Annotated in this window: 10 protein-coding genes; 3 read left to right on the top strand and 7 right to left on the bottom strand. The window is 54.8% G+C overall.

Features of this window, described 5'->3' with window-relative positions; all coding sequences use genetic code 11:
* Positions 1-165: 165 nt before the first annotated feature.
* A complete protein-coding gene (eco, locus tag ACWYRJ_RS01340; RefSeq protein ID WP_223580013.1) occupies positions 166-669 on the top strand; it encodes a serine protease inhibitor ecotin in 504 nt (167 codons plus the stop codon).
* A 103-nt stretch (positions 670-772) separates the two neighbouring features.
* Here the strand turns inward: eco and mqo are convergent, their stop codons facing one another.
* Complete coding sequence (mqo, locus tag ACWYRJ_RS01335) at positions 773-2,422, bottom strand: malate dehydrogenase (quinone) (RefSeq protein WP_047652540.1); 1,650 nt, start codon at positions 2,420-2,422, stop codon at positions 773-775.
* Between the two features lie 187 nt (positions 2,423-2,609).
* On the opposite strand from mqo, the gene ACWYRJ_RS01330 reads away from it, so the two are divergent.
* Positions 2,610-3,899 (top strand): SulP family inorganic anion transporter, encoded by a 1,290-nt coding sequence (locus ACWYRJ_RS01330; RefSeq protein ID WP_249576145.1) that lies wholly within the window; start codon positions 2,610-2,612, stop codon positions 3,897-3,899.
* Here ACWYRJ_RS01330 and mgtE read toward each other — a convergent pair.
* The 6 genes from mgtE to ACWYRJ_RS01300 form a co-directional block, all read right to left on the bottom strand.
* Positions 3,862-5,298, bottom strand: coding sequence for a magnesium transporter (gene mgtE / locus ACWYRJ_RS01325; RefSeq protein ID WP_223580016.1), 1,437 nt, complete (start codon positions 5,296-5,298; stop codon positions 3,862-3,864). The two genes, ACWYRJ_RS01330 and mgtE, sit on opposite strands and share 38 nt — an antisense overlap.
* 148 nt (positions 5,299-5,446) lie before the next feature.
* Positions 5,447-7,090: a multidrug ABC transporter permease/ATP-binding protein gene (locus ACWYRJ_RS01320; protein WP_455507282.1), complete on the bottom strand. Its 1,644-nt coding sequence runs from the start codon at positions 7,088-7,090 to the stop codon at positions 5,447-5,449.
* A gap of 69 nt (positions 7,091-7,159) precedes the next feature.
* Positions 7,160-7,816: a DNA oxidative demethylase AlkB gene (gene alkB, locus ACWYRJ_RS01315; protein ID WP_455507281.1), complete on the bottom strand. Its 657-nt coding sequence runs from the start codon at positions 7,814-7,816 to the stop codon at positions 7,160-7,162.
* Positions 7,816-8,874 (bottom strand): bifunctional DNA-binding transcriptional regulator/O6-methylguanine-DNA methyltransferase Ada, encoded by a 1,059-nt coding sequence (gene ada / locus ACWYRJ_RS01310; protein WP_455507280.1) that lies wholly within the window; start codon positions 8,872-8,874, stop codon positions 7,816-7,818. Before ada ends, alkB begins: the two co-directional genes overlap by 1 nt.
* Positions 8,875-8,946: 72 nt before the next feature.
* On the bottom strand, positions 8,947-10,002 hold the full coding sequence (gene apbE, locus ACWYRJ_RS01305) for an FAD:protein FMN transferase ApbE (protein WP_133294839.1): 1,056 nt from the start codon (positions 10,000-10,002) through the stop codon (positions 8,947-8,949).
* 114 nt (positions 10,003-10,116) lie between these two features.
* Positions 10,117-11,229, bottom strand: coding sequence for a porin OmpC (locus ACWYRJ_RS01300; RefSeq protein ID WP_033146057.1), 1,113 nt, complete (start codon positions 11,227-11,229; stop codon positions 10,117-10,119).
* Positions 11,230-11,972: 743 nt separating this feature from the next.
* On the opposite strand from ACWYRJ_RS01300, the gene rcsD reads away from it, so the two are divergent.
* The gene (gene rcsD, locus ACWYRJ_RS01295) at positions 11,973-14,645 is read left to right on the top strand and encodes a phosphotransferase RcsD (protein ID WP_111965291.1); all 2,673 of its coding nucleotides are present in this window, start codon (positions 11,973-11,975) and stop codon (positions 14,643-14,645) included.
* Positions 14,646-14,659 lie beyond the last annotated feature (14 nt).

The raw sequence follows: 14,659 nt of genomic DNA, 5'->3' as shown, positions 1-14,659 counted from the left end.
ATAACACAAACGCCTGCCGGACTCCACGCCAGTACAAATCTCTACTTAAATGGCAAATATGTGGTTTATTGCGCTATTAATATTGAAAATGTAAGTAAATAACACCAATCATTCATAATTGATATGTTAACCTGTGCAGGATCGTTTTGACATAAAGGAATGACAATGAAAAACGCACCTAAATTTGCCATCGCACTCATCGCCGCCGCATGTGTCAGCACCAGTGCTTTCGCCAGCGAAACACCTAAAGAGCAGCCGCTGGAAAAAGTCGCCCCGTACCCGAAAGCGGATAAAGGGATGAAGCGTCAGGTGATCCAGCTACCGGCACAGCAGGATGAAGCGAATTTCAAAGTGGAGCTGTTGATTGGCAAGACGCTGGAAGTGGATTGCAACCAGCATCGTCTGGGCGGTCAGCTGGAAAGCAAAACGCTGGAAGGCTGGGGTTATGACTACTACGTCTTTGATAAAGTGACCTCTCCGGTCTCCACCATGATGGCCTGCCCGGACGGCAAGAAAGAGAAGAAATTTGTGACAGCGTATCTGGGCGACAATAGCCTGCTGCGCTACAACAGCAAGTTGCCGATCGTGGTTTATACGCCTGAAAATGTCGACGTTAAATATCGCGTGTGGAAGGCCGATGAGAATGTCGGACAAGCGGTAGTACGTTAAAACCAGGTCGGGTGCGCTCTGGTGACCTCACCCCAGCCCTCTCCCACCGGGAGAGGGAGAAAGCAGCAAAAACGGCAACCTATGTTGCCGTTTTGCTTTTACCTTACAGCGCGATATCCGCAACCGGTTTGTTTTCCGGCTGGGGCTTCAGCTCCGCTTTCGGCGCAGCATCCGCAGCCTGCGGTTTGATGTACTGCAGCTGCAGTACGCGGCTGGTGTATTCCAGCTCCTGCTCCGTCGCGTCCACGTTACCGTTCAGCTTCGTGCCGTAGGATGGAATAATGGTTTTCAGCTTCGCCTGCCATTCCGGACTGGCGACTTTATCTTTAAACACTTTTTCCATCAGGTGCAGCATGATTGGCGCAGCGGTAGACGCACCCGGTGACGCGCCCAGCAGCGCGGCGATTGTGCCATCCTTATCGCTCACCACTTCGGTACCCAGACGCAGCACGCCACCCTCTTTCGGATCGCGCTTGATGATCTGAACGCGCTGACCCGCCTGCCACAGACGCCAGTCTTCTTTCTTCGCCTGAGGATAGTACTCTTTCAGCGCTTCGAAACGGTCGTCGTCAGAGAGCATCACCTGGCTAATCAGGTATTTCACCAGATCGAAGTTATCCAGACCCACGTCCATCATCGGCTTGACGTTAGAGGTGGTGGTTGCGCTCAGCAGATCCCACAGGGAGCCGTTTTTCAGGAATTTAGTGGAGAAGGTCGCGAACGGTCCAAACAGCACCACGCGTTTGCCGTCAAGCATACGGGTGTCAATGTGCGGAACGGACATTGGCGGCGCGCCCACGGAAGCCTGACCGTACACTTTTGCCAGATGACGATTCACCACTTCCGGGTTATCGGACACCAGGAACTGACCGCCGACCGGGAAGCCCGCGTAGTCGTCAGCTTCCGGAATACCGGACTCCTGCAGCAGCTTCAGCGCCGCGCCGCCCGCACCGATGAAGACAAACTTCGCCTTGATGACGTGTTCAGCTTCATTGTTTTTCAGATCGGCAACGGTCACGCTCCAGCTATTATCCGCGTTGCGCTTGAAACCGCGCACTTCGGTGCTGAGCTGCAGATTGAAGTTCTCTTTTTTCTTCAGAGACGTCACCAGCTGACGGGTAATTTCACCGTAGTTAACGTCAGTACCAATTTCGGTTCGGGTCGCCGCCACTTTCTGGTTCGGGTCACGGCCTTCCATGACCAGCGGAGCCCACTCTTTAATCTGCGCGTGGTCTTCAGAGTATTTCATCCCGCGGAACAGCGTGCTCTGCTGCAGAGCGGCGTAGCGCGCGCGCAGGAAGTTGACGTTCTGCTCGCCCCACACAAAGCTCATGTGCGGCACGGTGTTGATGAAGGAGTGCGGGTCGTGCAGCACGCCGCTGTTGACCTGATGAGACCAGAACTGGCGAGAAACCTGGAATGCTTCGTTGATTTCTACTGCCTTCTCGATACTAATGGAACCGTCCTTTTTCTGCGGCGTATAGTTCAGTTCCATGAGTGCCGAATGGCCGGTACCGGCGTTATTCCAGCCGTTCGAACTCTCCTGCGCCACGCCATCAAGGCGCTCGACCATGGTCATAGACCAGTCCGGCTGCAGTTCTTGCAGATAGGTTCCCAGCGTGGCGCTCATGATCCCGCCACCGATTAAAAGGACGTCCGTTTCCTGCTCTTTTGGTGCGTCAGCTTTCGCCGCCATGGAGACGGTGTTAAGCCCCACGGCCAGAGAAAAGAGCATGGCAGTCATTTTTTTCATAATTTATGCCTTAGTGTAAAAGTGCTTGATGCGTGGAAATTGCAGGTGAAAAAAGCTGCGGGGGCACGGTAACAACTTTTAAATATTGTTTAAAGGTTACGAAATTATTGTAATTGTGAAATTTAATGATGGATTGTTTGTGAGGAATTAGCGATGCGTCTGGTAAAGCGCGGTTTTACTGGCTAGTATGTTGCGTTTTGTGATCGCGCGCACGGAAGCCTGCCCTAACCAGCGAACTGTTATGTCCTTACCCCATTCTGCTGTATCCCCCGAAGAGCGCGTAGCCAACGTGCTGCGTTCCCCTAAGAAGCTGACGCGCGAAACGCTGGCAGGCGTGATTACCGCCCTGGCTCTGATCCCCGAAGTCATCTCGTTTTCGGTGGTCGCGGGCGTTGACCCGAAGGTCAGCCTGATCGCTTCCGTAGTGCTGTGTCTCGCCCTGTCCGTACTCGGTGGTCGTCCGGCTATGGTCACGGCAGCGGCCGGTTCCGTGGCGCTGGTCATTGGCCCGATGGTGCATCAGCACGGCGTGCAGTACATTCTTCCCGCCGTGCTCATGGCTGGCGTGATTCAGATTCTGTTTGGCGTGCTGGGCATGGCAAGGCTGATGCGCTTTATTCCCCAGTCGGTCATGACCGGGTTTGTTAACGCCCTGGGCATTTTGATCTTCTTAGCTCAGGTGCCGCATTTCTGGAGCCGAAGCCCGCTGATTGTGGGCCTGTTCGTGCTGACGCTGCTGATCGTGCTCTGGGTGCCGCGATATATCAAAAGCATCCCTTCCCCGCTGATTGCGATTGTGCTGTTAACCTTGTTTACCGTTTCAACCGGGCAAAGCCTGCCGACCGTGGGCGATGAAGGCTCAATGAGCGGCAGTTTGCCGGGACTTAGTGAACTTCTGGTCCCCCTCAATTTACAGACGTTGAGCATTATCTGGCCGTGCGCGTTGAGCATCGCCTTTGTCGGCCTGCTGGAGTCCCTGCTCACGGCAAAGCTGGTGGATGAACTGACCGCGACACCGTCAAGTAAACGCCGCGAAAGCATTGGATTAGGCGTCGGCAATATTCTGGCCGGATTTTACGGTGGTATAGCAGGCTGCGCGATGATAGGACAAACCATCGTTAACGTGGAGATGGGAAAAGGCCGAAGCCGCATTTCAACCTTCGCTGCGGGCATTGTGCTGCTGATCCTGGTGACGGCGCTCAGCGAGGTGATGGCCAACATCCCGATGGCGGTGCTGGCGGGCATTATGGCGATCGTCGCCGTCAAAACCTTCAGCTGGCACAGCCTTCAGCCCACCACGCTGAAAACGGCCCCGATAGCGGAAACGGTCGTCATGCTGGTCACCGTTGCCGCCACGGTATCAACCGGCAATCTGGCAATTGGCGTGCTGGGCGGAATTATCGTCATGGCACTCCTCCCCGCCCGCATTAAGCGTCGGCTTAAAGAAGAAAAATCGTCGCCAGTCCAAGAAAAATAAAGAAACCGCCGGTATCGGTGATGGCGGTGATCATCACGCTCGACCCCACCGCGGGGTCGCGCCCCAGTTTGGTCATGGTCAACGGGATAATGACGCCCATCATCGATGCCACCAGCAAATTCAGCACCATCGCCAGCATCATCACTCCGCCTAACGCCATATCGTCATACAGCCACCAGGTGATGCCGCCCATAATGCCGCCCCATACCAGGCCGTTGATCAACGCCACCCCCATCTCTCTGAAGATCAGAAAGGCGAAGTTGCCGGGCTGAATATTTTCCAGCGCCAGCGCGCGGACGATCATGGTGATGGTCTGGTTTCCGGTGTTGCCGCCAATCCCGGCCACAATCGGCATCAGCGAGGCCAGCGCCACCAGCTGCGAAATAGTGTGTTCAAAGCCGTCAATCACGCGGGAGGCGATAAACGCGGTACACAGGTTAATGGCCAGCCACGCCCAGCGCGTTTTCACCGCCTTGCCGACGGAGGCATGGACGTCATCTTCTGCGCTGATCCCTCCGAGCGCACGCAGATCGTTATCGGTTTCTTCGTAGACCACGTCAACGATCTCGTCGATGGTCAGACGCCCCATCAGTTTGCCGACGGAATCCACGACGGCAGCACTCACGAGGTCGTCACGTTCGAAGGTTCGGGCCGCTTTCTCCGCATCGTCTTCCGGGGAGAAGACCATCGGCTCGTTTTCCATCACCTCGCTCACCTTCCGCTGGGTGCTGTTGAGCAGGATGGTTTTCAGCTCCAACTCGCCGAGCAGGGTTTTGTCCCGGGAGGTGACAAACAGCTTATCGGTGTTGTCCGGCATTTTGCCCAGGCGACGCAGATAGCGCTGTACGGTACCGAGCGTCACGTCCGGTCGCACCGTGATAACGCCGAACTCCATGATCGCGCCGACGCTGTTTTTCTCATAGTGCATCACCTGACGCACGCGCGCCCGCTCCTCTGCAGGCAGTGACGCCAGCAGGCGACCGGTCAGGTTTCGCGGCAGATGCTGAACGAGGTAAATCTGCTCGTCGATATCCAGCGTTTGCAGAGCGTCGAGAATATCCCGGTCGCTCATCTCGTCGATCAGGTCGTCCCAGACGTTTTCGGAGGCCTCAAGCAGCACCCGTCCGCGCTCGTGATCCTGTACCAGACGCCAGAGGGCGTGACGTTCTTCCGAGGGAAGCGCTTCAAGGGTGTCCGCCAGATCCGGCGGGGGTAAGTGAGCAACCAGCGCACCTACCTCAGCAATATCGTCGGCCAGAGTGCCGACATCATATTGCTCAGCCAAGGTGAGTTTGCCTAATAGCGTAGAAGTGACCGCTTTATCGGTCGTAAGGAGCCAGATGAGTCGCGCGCGCTCCTGGTCACGCTGTCTGGCGCTGTTTTTCTTTAATACCGACATCAATCATAAATCCATTAAATGAGTTGGGGTTAAGCATAGCGCGGGGATATGTAAATAAGAATAAACAACGGGCCGGGATGGAGAAAAAAGCGGCATTACGGCCACGATCTCTCCCCTCTCCCTGTGGGAGAGGGTTTGGGTGAGGGCATCAGGCCGTACGCGCCACCGCGTCACGCGATGCCGCATCGCGCTCTTCACCGGTCAGCTCGCTCAGCCTGCCGTCGCGCATCTCCAGCAGGCGGTCAGCATGCATGAAGTAGTGATCGTCGTGGCTGATGGCGAAAATGGTTTTGCCCATCTCCTGCATCAGCGGCAGCAGCACCTGATAAAATTCGCGGCGGAAATGCGGGTCCTGATCCGCTGCCCACTCGTCGAGCAGGATGATGTCACGCTCTTCCGCCAGCGCCAGCAGCAGCGCCACGCGCTTTTTCTGCCCTTTGGAAAGCTTCAGGTTGAGGATCTTCCAGTCCTGTAACTCCAGCTTGTGCGACATCTGCAGCTGCGCCAGCCATTTTTCCACCAGCGCCGGATTAGCCTGCTGCCCATCCGGCCCCAGCAGCCGATCGAACAGCCAGACGTCGGTGAATACCGCCGAGAAAAGCTTGCGGTAATCTTCGGGTTTCTCCGCGCTCAGCGCCCTGCCATCCAGCAAAATCTCGCCCGACTGCGGCTGATAAAGCCCGGTGAGCAGCATAGCCAGCGTCGATTTACCGCTGCCGTTGCCGCCAATCAGGAACAACAGCTCGCCGCGGCGGATCGTCAGGTTGATCGGCCCTACGGAGAAGGCGCTGTCCTGATAGCGGAACGTGACGTTACGTAGCTCGAGCGTCTGCCAGTTCGGGAAGGCCTGCGGGCGCGGAAATTCTGCCTGGAACGGCGCGAGATCGAATTTTTTGAGCTTATTAAAGGCCACCTGCGCACTCAGCAAGGTGGGCAACGCGCCGACCGCCGAGAGCAGCGGCGTGCGCAAAAACAGCAGCGTCAGTGAGTATGTTGCCGCTACGTTGGTGTCCGCCCAGCCCAGGCTGTTCGCCATCCAGAATACCAGGCCAATGGCACCCAGCATCATAATGTTTGACCAGTTCACAGCGCTCAGGTGGAAGGTATCGGCGCGAATGATGTGGTGCCGGTATTCGCGCGCGTCCGGAATATAGAGATTGTTAAAGATATACTCGGCGCGCTCGCGGTTCAGGGTGAGTTCTTTACGCCCTTCCAGTACCGTCTGGTAATCGTTATAGAGCTTATCTTCGGTTTCGCGCAGCACCGCCATATGTTTATAGACGCGCGACACCAGCATAAAACCGCCCCAGATGGTGATGGCGATCCACAGTGCAGTCACCGCCAGCATTTTGGTGGAGAGCCAGGCGAGATAGGCCGCCGAGCCAAAGGTCAGAATGATCCCCTGCACCAGCTCCGGCAGACGAACGAACGCGATGGTAATGGCGCGCACGTCGCTGGTCAGCCCCGCCAGCAGGGAGGCGCTGCCGAGCTGCTCAACGCGCTCTATTTGGGTGTCCAGGATCCGCTTGATAAACTCACTGCGCAAACGAAAAACGAAATGGTGGCCAAGCGCGGTCAGCGCCAGCTGTGAGCCGAGCGTAACCGCCATCAACAGCAGCAAAAGGCCAAGAAACTCCGGCAATACGGAGAGCGAGGTGTCGACCATTTCTATCAACCGCACGTTAATAAATGCGATCAGGCCAATACCCAGCGCGGCGCTGGCAAGGCTTAACGCCATAACGGCGATGAAGGGCCAGCGATACTGACGCCAGACGAGGAGAAGTAGTTGCATGCAGGCAATCCGGACAATAAAAATCAGCCAGCAGTGTAAACTGCCCTGCGCGGACATCAAGAATAATTCTTATTTTAGTTTATTCATCCCCGCCTGACGGAAGGTCAGATTAAAGCGGTACTCACCCGTGAGGGGGTGGACGCCGGGTTTCAACGGCTGAATTCCGTGATAATAAAGCCGCGATTCCCTGCCCCACACCACCACATCGCCATGTTCCAGCATGATGCGTTTGAGCGGATCGTTGCGGCGTAATCCCCCAAACTGGAAGACGGCGGGCAGACCTAACGATACCGAGACGATAGGCGCGCGCAGATCGGGTTCATCCTTATCCTGATGCAGCGAGAGCTTTGCGCCAACGGCATAGCGGTTAATCAGGCAGGCATCCGGCCGAAAGTCAGGATACTCGGCTGCCACGGCGGCCTCATGGCAAAGCGCCTGAAAAACCGCAGGCATCGGAGGCCAGGGCTGGCCGGTCGCAGGATCGTTCGGGGCATACAGATAGCCCCGCTCGTTCGTCGCCCAGCCCAGTTCGCCGCAGTTGGCCATGGCCACCGACATGGTGTAGCCGCCCGGCGTCACCATATGGCGAAACGGTGAAACCGCTGTGACCTCTTCAATTCCGGCAAGCAACGCCTCCGCACGGGAGAGAGCAAAGCGACGCAGGATAACCGCCCCCGGCACAAGCGGCTCCTGCCAGGGTTCAGCATCCGCAAAAAGATCGAGCATTATCCCTCCCGGCGTTTCGCCTCACGTTTCAGTAATAGCGCTTTTCGCGCCGTTCCCCAGCGGTAGCCCGACAGCACGCCGTCGTTGCGAACCACGCGATGACAGGGGATCACAATTGCCAGCGTGTTTGCCGCACAGGCTCCGGCAACGGCGCGTACCGCCCTGGGCTGGCCAATCGCCTGCGCCACCTGCTGGTAACTTGCCGTTTCGCCGCAGGGAATGTTGCGAAGTGCCTGCCAGACGCGCTGCTGGAAAGCGGTTCCACGAATATCCAGCGGCAGCGCAAGCGGTACATCGCGGTGATCGATACTGGCAATCACCTGCTTGACCCGCTGTGCGAAATCCTCTTCCAGCGGCGCATGCGCTGCTTTTGGAAAATGCGCGGCAAGCTCTTCGGCTAATTCTTCATCACTGTCACCCAGCAGGATCGCGCAGATCCCCCGCTCGCTTTCCGCAACCAGACAGCGTCCTAACGAGCAGTCGCTGATGGCATAACGCACTGCCGCATCCCCTTTGCGGTACTGCTTCGCCGTCATGCCCAGCGCATCGTTGGCTTTACGATAATAGCTGCTGCTGTCGGGAAATCCCGCCGCCAGCACGGCGTCGGTAATTTTGTCTCCCTGCGCAAGCGCGGTGCGCAGACGCTGACCCCGCGCAGCCTGCTGCCAGGCTTTTGGCGTCATGCCGGTCACGGCTTTAAACAGACGGTGAAAATGGAAAGGACTCATGGCGACCTGCTCCGCCAGCTTCTCCAGGGTTAACGCAGGATCCTGCTCCAGAAGCCGGCAGGCATGTTCCACTTTTGCCAGCTTCTGCGCCTGCGGATCGCGTTTGTCCGGCATGCAGCGCTTGCACGGGCGAAACCCTGCCTGAACGGCATGCCGGGCATCAGGATAAAAACGGACATTTTTACGCAGCGCGTGGCGGGCGCGACATGACGGACGGCAGAATATACCCGTCGTCTGCACGGCGAAGACAAACTGATCGTCAGCGAGCGGATCGCGGGCCAGCACGGCCTGCCAGCGATCCTCATCGGTTATTAAGGTTGGGTTTTTCATGATCGGCTCCTCGTATAAGCATACATAGAGCGTGCCTGAGCGCCACCGATAAAAAACCCGCAACCTTGCTTTTTAATTTTTGTCGCTGACCAGGAAACTATTGAACTGCGGCGAGCTCCAGGTTTTAAACCCGTCGCCCTCTTTAACAATCATATAAACCGCCAGCCCTTCCTGACGGACCACCTCTTTAGCTTTTTCCGGGCCGAGAACCATTAACCCGGTATCCCAGGCATCCGCTTCCAGCGCGGTGGGGGCAATGACCGTCACTGAGACCAGATTATGCGTGATGGGGCGCCCGGTCTGCGGATCGATAACATGTGAAATACGCTTCCCGTCAAGCTCGTAATAGTTACGATAGCTTCCGGATGTACTGATGCCATGTCCGTTGATATCCACTATCGCCTGCACGGCATTTTGCCGATCGGTTGGTTTTTGAATCGCTACGCGCCACGGCTTATCGCTGGCGTTCATGCCCCGGCTGACCAGCGCGCCGCCAACCGAGACCAGATAACGGGAAATGCCTTCCTGCGCCATCAGTGCAGCAAGATGATCCGCCGCATAGCCTTCCCCGACCGTTGACAGATCGACAAACAGATCGGGAATATCTTTTTGCAGGTACTGCTGCCCGTACTGGTTGATCACCGTCAGATGCTGCAGCCCCGTTCGGGCGCGGGCGTCATCAATGGCCGCCTGTTCAGGCGTCTTCACCGGCTGTTTATTCGGGCCAAATCCCCAGAGGTTCACCAGAGGGCCGACGGTCACATCCATCGCCCCGTTAGTTTTGTAACCCACGCGTATGGATTCAGTCACGATATCGGCCATCGCCTCGCTCACCGGCCACAGAGAGGTACTGGTGGAGAGATTAAAGCGCATCAGCGCCGAGTCATTTTTATAGGTTGAGAGCAGCTGATCATCGGCGTCCAGCTGCGCCTGAATTTTGCCGCGAAGCTCATCCGTGCGAGTTTTATCGAGGTTCATCACGCTGACGCGCCAGAAGGTTCCCATCGTTTTGCCTTCGAGCACCGTCGCGGCGGGTGCGTCGGTTTTCGCCACGGGCGCGGGATCGTCACACGCGGTCAGGAAAAAAAGCATAGCCAGAAAGCTGGCGCGTAAAAAAGTCATGTCCATTCATTATTATCCTCATGCCAGGGCGGCAAGAGTACACCAAAACGGGTAAGTAGTGAGAATCGGGGAAGCACAAAAAAGGGGCCATCAGGCCCCTTACGTCACACGATAAAGCGATTAGAACTGGTAAACCAGGCCCAGCGCTACGATATCGTCAGTACCGATACCCGCCTGACGGGTGAATTCATTTTCATCAACCAGGTTGATTTTGTAATCCACATAGGTGGACATGTTTTTGTTGAAGTAGTAAGTCGCACCAACGTCAACATATTTCAGCAGATCCTGATCGCCGTAACCTTCGATGTCTTTGCCTTTAGACTGCAGGTAGGCCACGGATGGACGCAGACCGAAGTCGAACTGGTACTGAGCAACCACTTCGAAGTTCTGCGCTTTGTTAGCAAAACCGTAAGCGGTAGTCGGGCTGTCGCCATTAGAGGTACCGAAACGGGTTGCGTTGTAGGTCTGGGAGTACTGCGCTGCCAGATAGATGTTGTTGGCATCGTATTTCAGGCCGCCAGAATAGACTTCTGCGTTATCGCCATGACCGTAAACGCTTGCACCGTTCTGATCGGCGGTACGTTTGGAGGAGGACATTGCGCCACCTACGCTGAAGCCTTCGCCCAGGTTATAGGTCACGGAAGCACCGTAGCCGTCGCCGTTCTGTTTCAGCAGGCTGCGTCCACCCACGTTTTCACCGCTTACGCTGCCGTTTTTACCCTGATACTGCAGAGCAAAGTTCAGACCATCCACCAGACCAAAGAAGTCCTGGTTACGGTAGGTCGCAACGCCGTTAGCACGGGACTGCAGGAAGTTGTCTGCGCCGTAGGTATCGCCACCAAATTCTGGCAGAACGTCAGTCCAGGAGGTTACGTCGTAGATTACGCCGTAGTTACGACCGTAATCGAAAGAACCCGCGTCACCGAATTTCAGACCCGCAAACGCCACACGCGTCCATGCATCATTTTCGCTTTCGGAGGTGTTGCCCTGGATCTGGTATTCCCACTGGCCGTAGCCGGTCAGCTGATCGTTAACCTGAGTTTCGCCCTTGAAGCCGAGACGCATGTAGGTCTGGTCGCCGTCGGCACCCTTGTCGTCAGAGAAATAGTGCAGACCATCAACTTTACCGTACAGATCTAATTTGTTGCCATCTTTGTTATAAATTTCGGCCGCATTTGCTGCGCCTGCCACCAGGAGTGCTGGTACCAGGAGGGACAGTACTTTAACTTTCATTTTATTAACCCTCTGTTATATGCCTTATAATTGCCACTGCTTACTGGTTAACCCTCATTAACCAGTCGGCAATTTCATTCTCCGCAAAATTACAGAATAATCCAATGCGAATATGATACGAAAACTTTGAAGATGTTTCATTTATCTATCAACATGTTTCAAAATGTAAATATCAAGGAACTTTTACAAAGCACAAATAGCTTAGAAAATTAGCACTTATAATCAAACGTAAAATAGACCACATATAAATCAATAGGTTACAATAAAATCCGTTACAGCACTGAATGACAAAACAAGATCGCACCTAATCTCTAAAATAACTCTCGCTATCATCATTAACTTTATTTATTACCGTCATTCAATTTTGAATGTCTGTTTATCCCTAATTGAGCCGAATGCTTCGCATTCGGTTTTTTTTTACCTTTCTTTACGTAACTTCTCATTTCTTGTGCTACCGATCCGAAATTGTAACGACTATTAACTAATTTCTCACCGGCTATCCTTCTCTGGCACGCAAATGATATAGCGCTTAATTTCTTGTTAATTCGTGCTATTTGCTGGCTTAGCGCACTTATTATTTGTACGCGCACGGCGAGTTTGTACACGTTTATTGCTCCATCCACCGCCGATATTGTCCAGTGAAAAAGTCGCCTCTTCCCGGACAGTGGCGCTGGAAATTCAGTTATTACCCTTTATACTGCCCTATCGCCACAGAGCACGACCACAACGGGTTAAAGATATCAATGAGTCAGACTGAAACCACCGCCCCGAGCAAATTCTCCCTCCTTCCCGGGAGCATCACCCGTTTCTTTCTTCTTTTGATCGTTGTGCTGTTAGTGACCATGGGGGTGATGGTACAAAGCGCGGTTAATGCATGGCTGAAGGATAAGAGCTATCAGGTCGTCGATATCACCCACGCCGTCCATAAGCGCATAGATACCTGGCGCTACGCCACATGGCAGATTTACGACAATATCGCGGCCGCGCCTGCCTCCTCGTCCGGAGATGGACTTCAGGAGACGCGGCTTAAGCAGGATGTCTATTACCTCGAAAAACCGCAGCGTAAAACCGAGGCGCTTATTTTTGGCTCTCACGACAGCGCGACGCTTGAGATGACGCAGCGTATTTCGACCTATCTGGATACCCTCTGGGGTGCCGAAACGGTGCCATGGTCGATGTACTATCTGAACGGTCAGGACAACAGCATGATCCTGATCTCAACGCTGCCGTTAAAAGATCTCTCTTCCGGTTTTAAAGAGACCACCGTGGGCAGCATCGTCGATTCTCGCCGGGCAGAGATGCTGCAACAGGCGAATGCGCTTGATGAACGTGAGAGCTTCTCTTCTCTGCGCCGTCTGGCATGGCAAAACGGTCATTATTTTACTCTGCGCACCACGTTCAACCAGCCAGGACATCTGGCGACGGTGGTCGCCTTCGATTTACCGATAAATGATTTAATCCCACCGGACATGCCGCTCGATAGTTTCCGTCTGGAGCCCGACAGCAGCACTCAGAACATGCGTGCGGCATCTGACAAAGAGGCCGCAGAGAGCGTATCGATCTCCTTTAACGGCTCGAAAATCGAAATTGCCTCATCCCTGAACTCGACCGGTATGCGGCTGGTGTGGCAGGTGCCGTTTGGCACGCTGCTGCTGGATACCCTGCAAAATATCCTGCTGCCTCTATTGCTGAATATCGGTCTGCTGGCGCTGGCCCTGTTTGGGTACAGCACCTTCCGTTTCCAGTCGGGGCGTCAAAGCGACGCATCTGCGGTTCCTGCCGGCACCAGCAATGAGCTGCGCGTATTACGCGCGCTGAATGAAGAGATTGTTTCCGTGCTGCCGCTTGGGGTCTTAGTTCACGACCAGGAAGCGAATCGCACGGTGATGAGCAACAAAATTGCCGACCATCTGCTGCCGCATCTTAACCTGCAGAACATCACCACCATGGCGGATCAGCACCAGGGGGTGATTCAGGCCACCATCAACAATGAACTGTACGAGATCCGCCAGTTCCGCAGCCAGGTGGCTCCACGCACGCAAATCTTCATCATCCGCGATCAGGATCGCGAAGTGCTGGTGAATAAAAAGCTCAAGCAGGCGCAAAGGCTGTATGAGAAAAACCAGCAGGGGCGCGCCGCATTTATGCAGAACATTGGCGATGCCTTCAAGCAGCCGTTAAAAACGCTGGCGACCCAGGCGGCGGCGTTAAATACGTCAGAAAGCCACCAGCTTGCCTGTCAGGCCGACTCGCTGGTCAGAATGGTTGATGAGATCCAGCTGGCGAACATGCTGGAGAATGATTTCTGGAAGGGAACGCCAAGCCTTTTCTCTATTCAGGCTCTGATTGATGAAGTGGTTCCGGAAGTCCTGCCCGTGATTAAGCGCAAAGGTCTGCAGCTGCTGATCAATAACAATCTCCCGGCAAATGACGAACGCCACGGCGATCGTGAAGCGCTGCGCCGCATACTGTTGATGATTATTCAGTACGCGGTGACTACCACGCAGATTGGCAAGATCACCCTTGAAGTCAGTACGGAAGAGTCGGCAGAAGACCGCCTGACGTTCCGCATCCTGGACACTGGTGAAGGCGTCACCACGAGTGAAATTGATAATCTGCACTTCCCGTTCCTGAATGACACACAAAGCGATCGCTACGGCAAGGCAAATGCCCTTACCTTCTGGCTATGCGATCAGCTGGCGCGTAAGCTCGGCGGCCATCTCAATATCAAGGCCCGCGAATCCCTCGGCACCCGCTATTCTCTGCACGTGAAAATGGCCGCCAATCCCCAGGAAGAAGATGAAGAACGTCTGCTCGATGATGTCGTGGTGATGGTCGATGTAACGTCGAACGAGATCCGCAATATTGTCGTACGCCAGCTAGAAAACTGGGGTGCGGCCTGCATCACGCCGGATGAAAGACTTGCAAGTCAAGAATTTGATCTGTTTTTAACTGATAATCCGTCTAATCTTACTGCCTCCGGCTTGCTTTTAAGCGATGATGAGTCAGGCGTGCGGAAAATCGGCCCTGGCCAGCTGCGCGTCAACTTTAATATAAGCAATGCGATGCAGGAAGCTGTACTACAACTAATAGAAGAGCAGCTGGCGCAGGAAGAGATAGCGGAATCCCCGCTTGGCGGTAATGAAAATGCCGAGCTTCACGCCAGCGGATACTATTCGCTCTTTGTTGATACAGTACCAGATGATGTTAAGCGGTTGTATACTGAGTCCGCTGCGAATGATTTTGCAGCGCTGGCACAGACAGCACACCGGCTTAAAGGGGTGTTTGCCATGCTTAATCTGGTTCCCGGCAAGCAGTTATGTGAAACGCTGGAACATCTAATTCGTGAGAAAGATGCCTCTGGCATTGAAAAATACATCAGCGACATTGACGCCTACGTCAAAAGCTTGCTGTAGCAAGGTAGCCTTAT

The organism is Enterobacter sp., from assembly GCF_977039595.1.
This window is presented reverse-complemented; position numbering and strand designations above follow the sequence as displayed.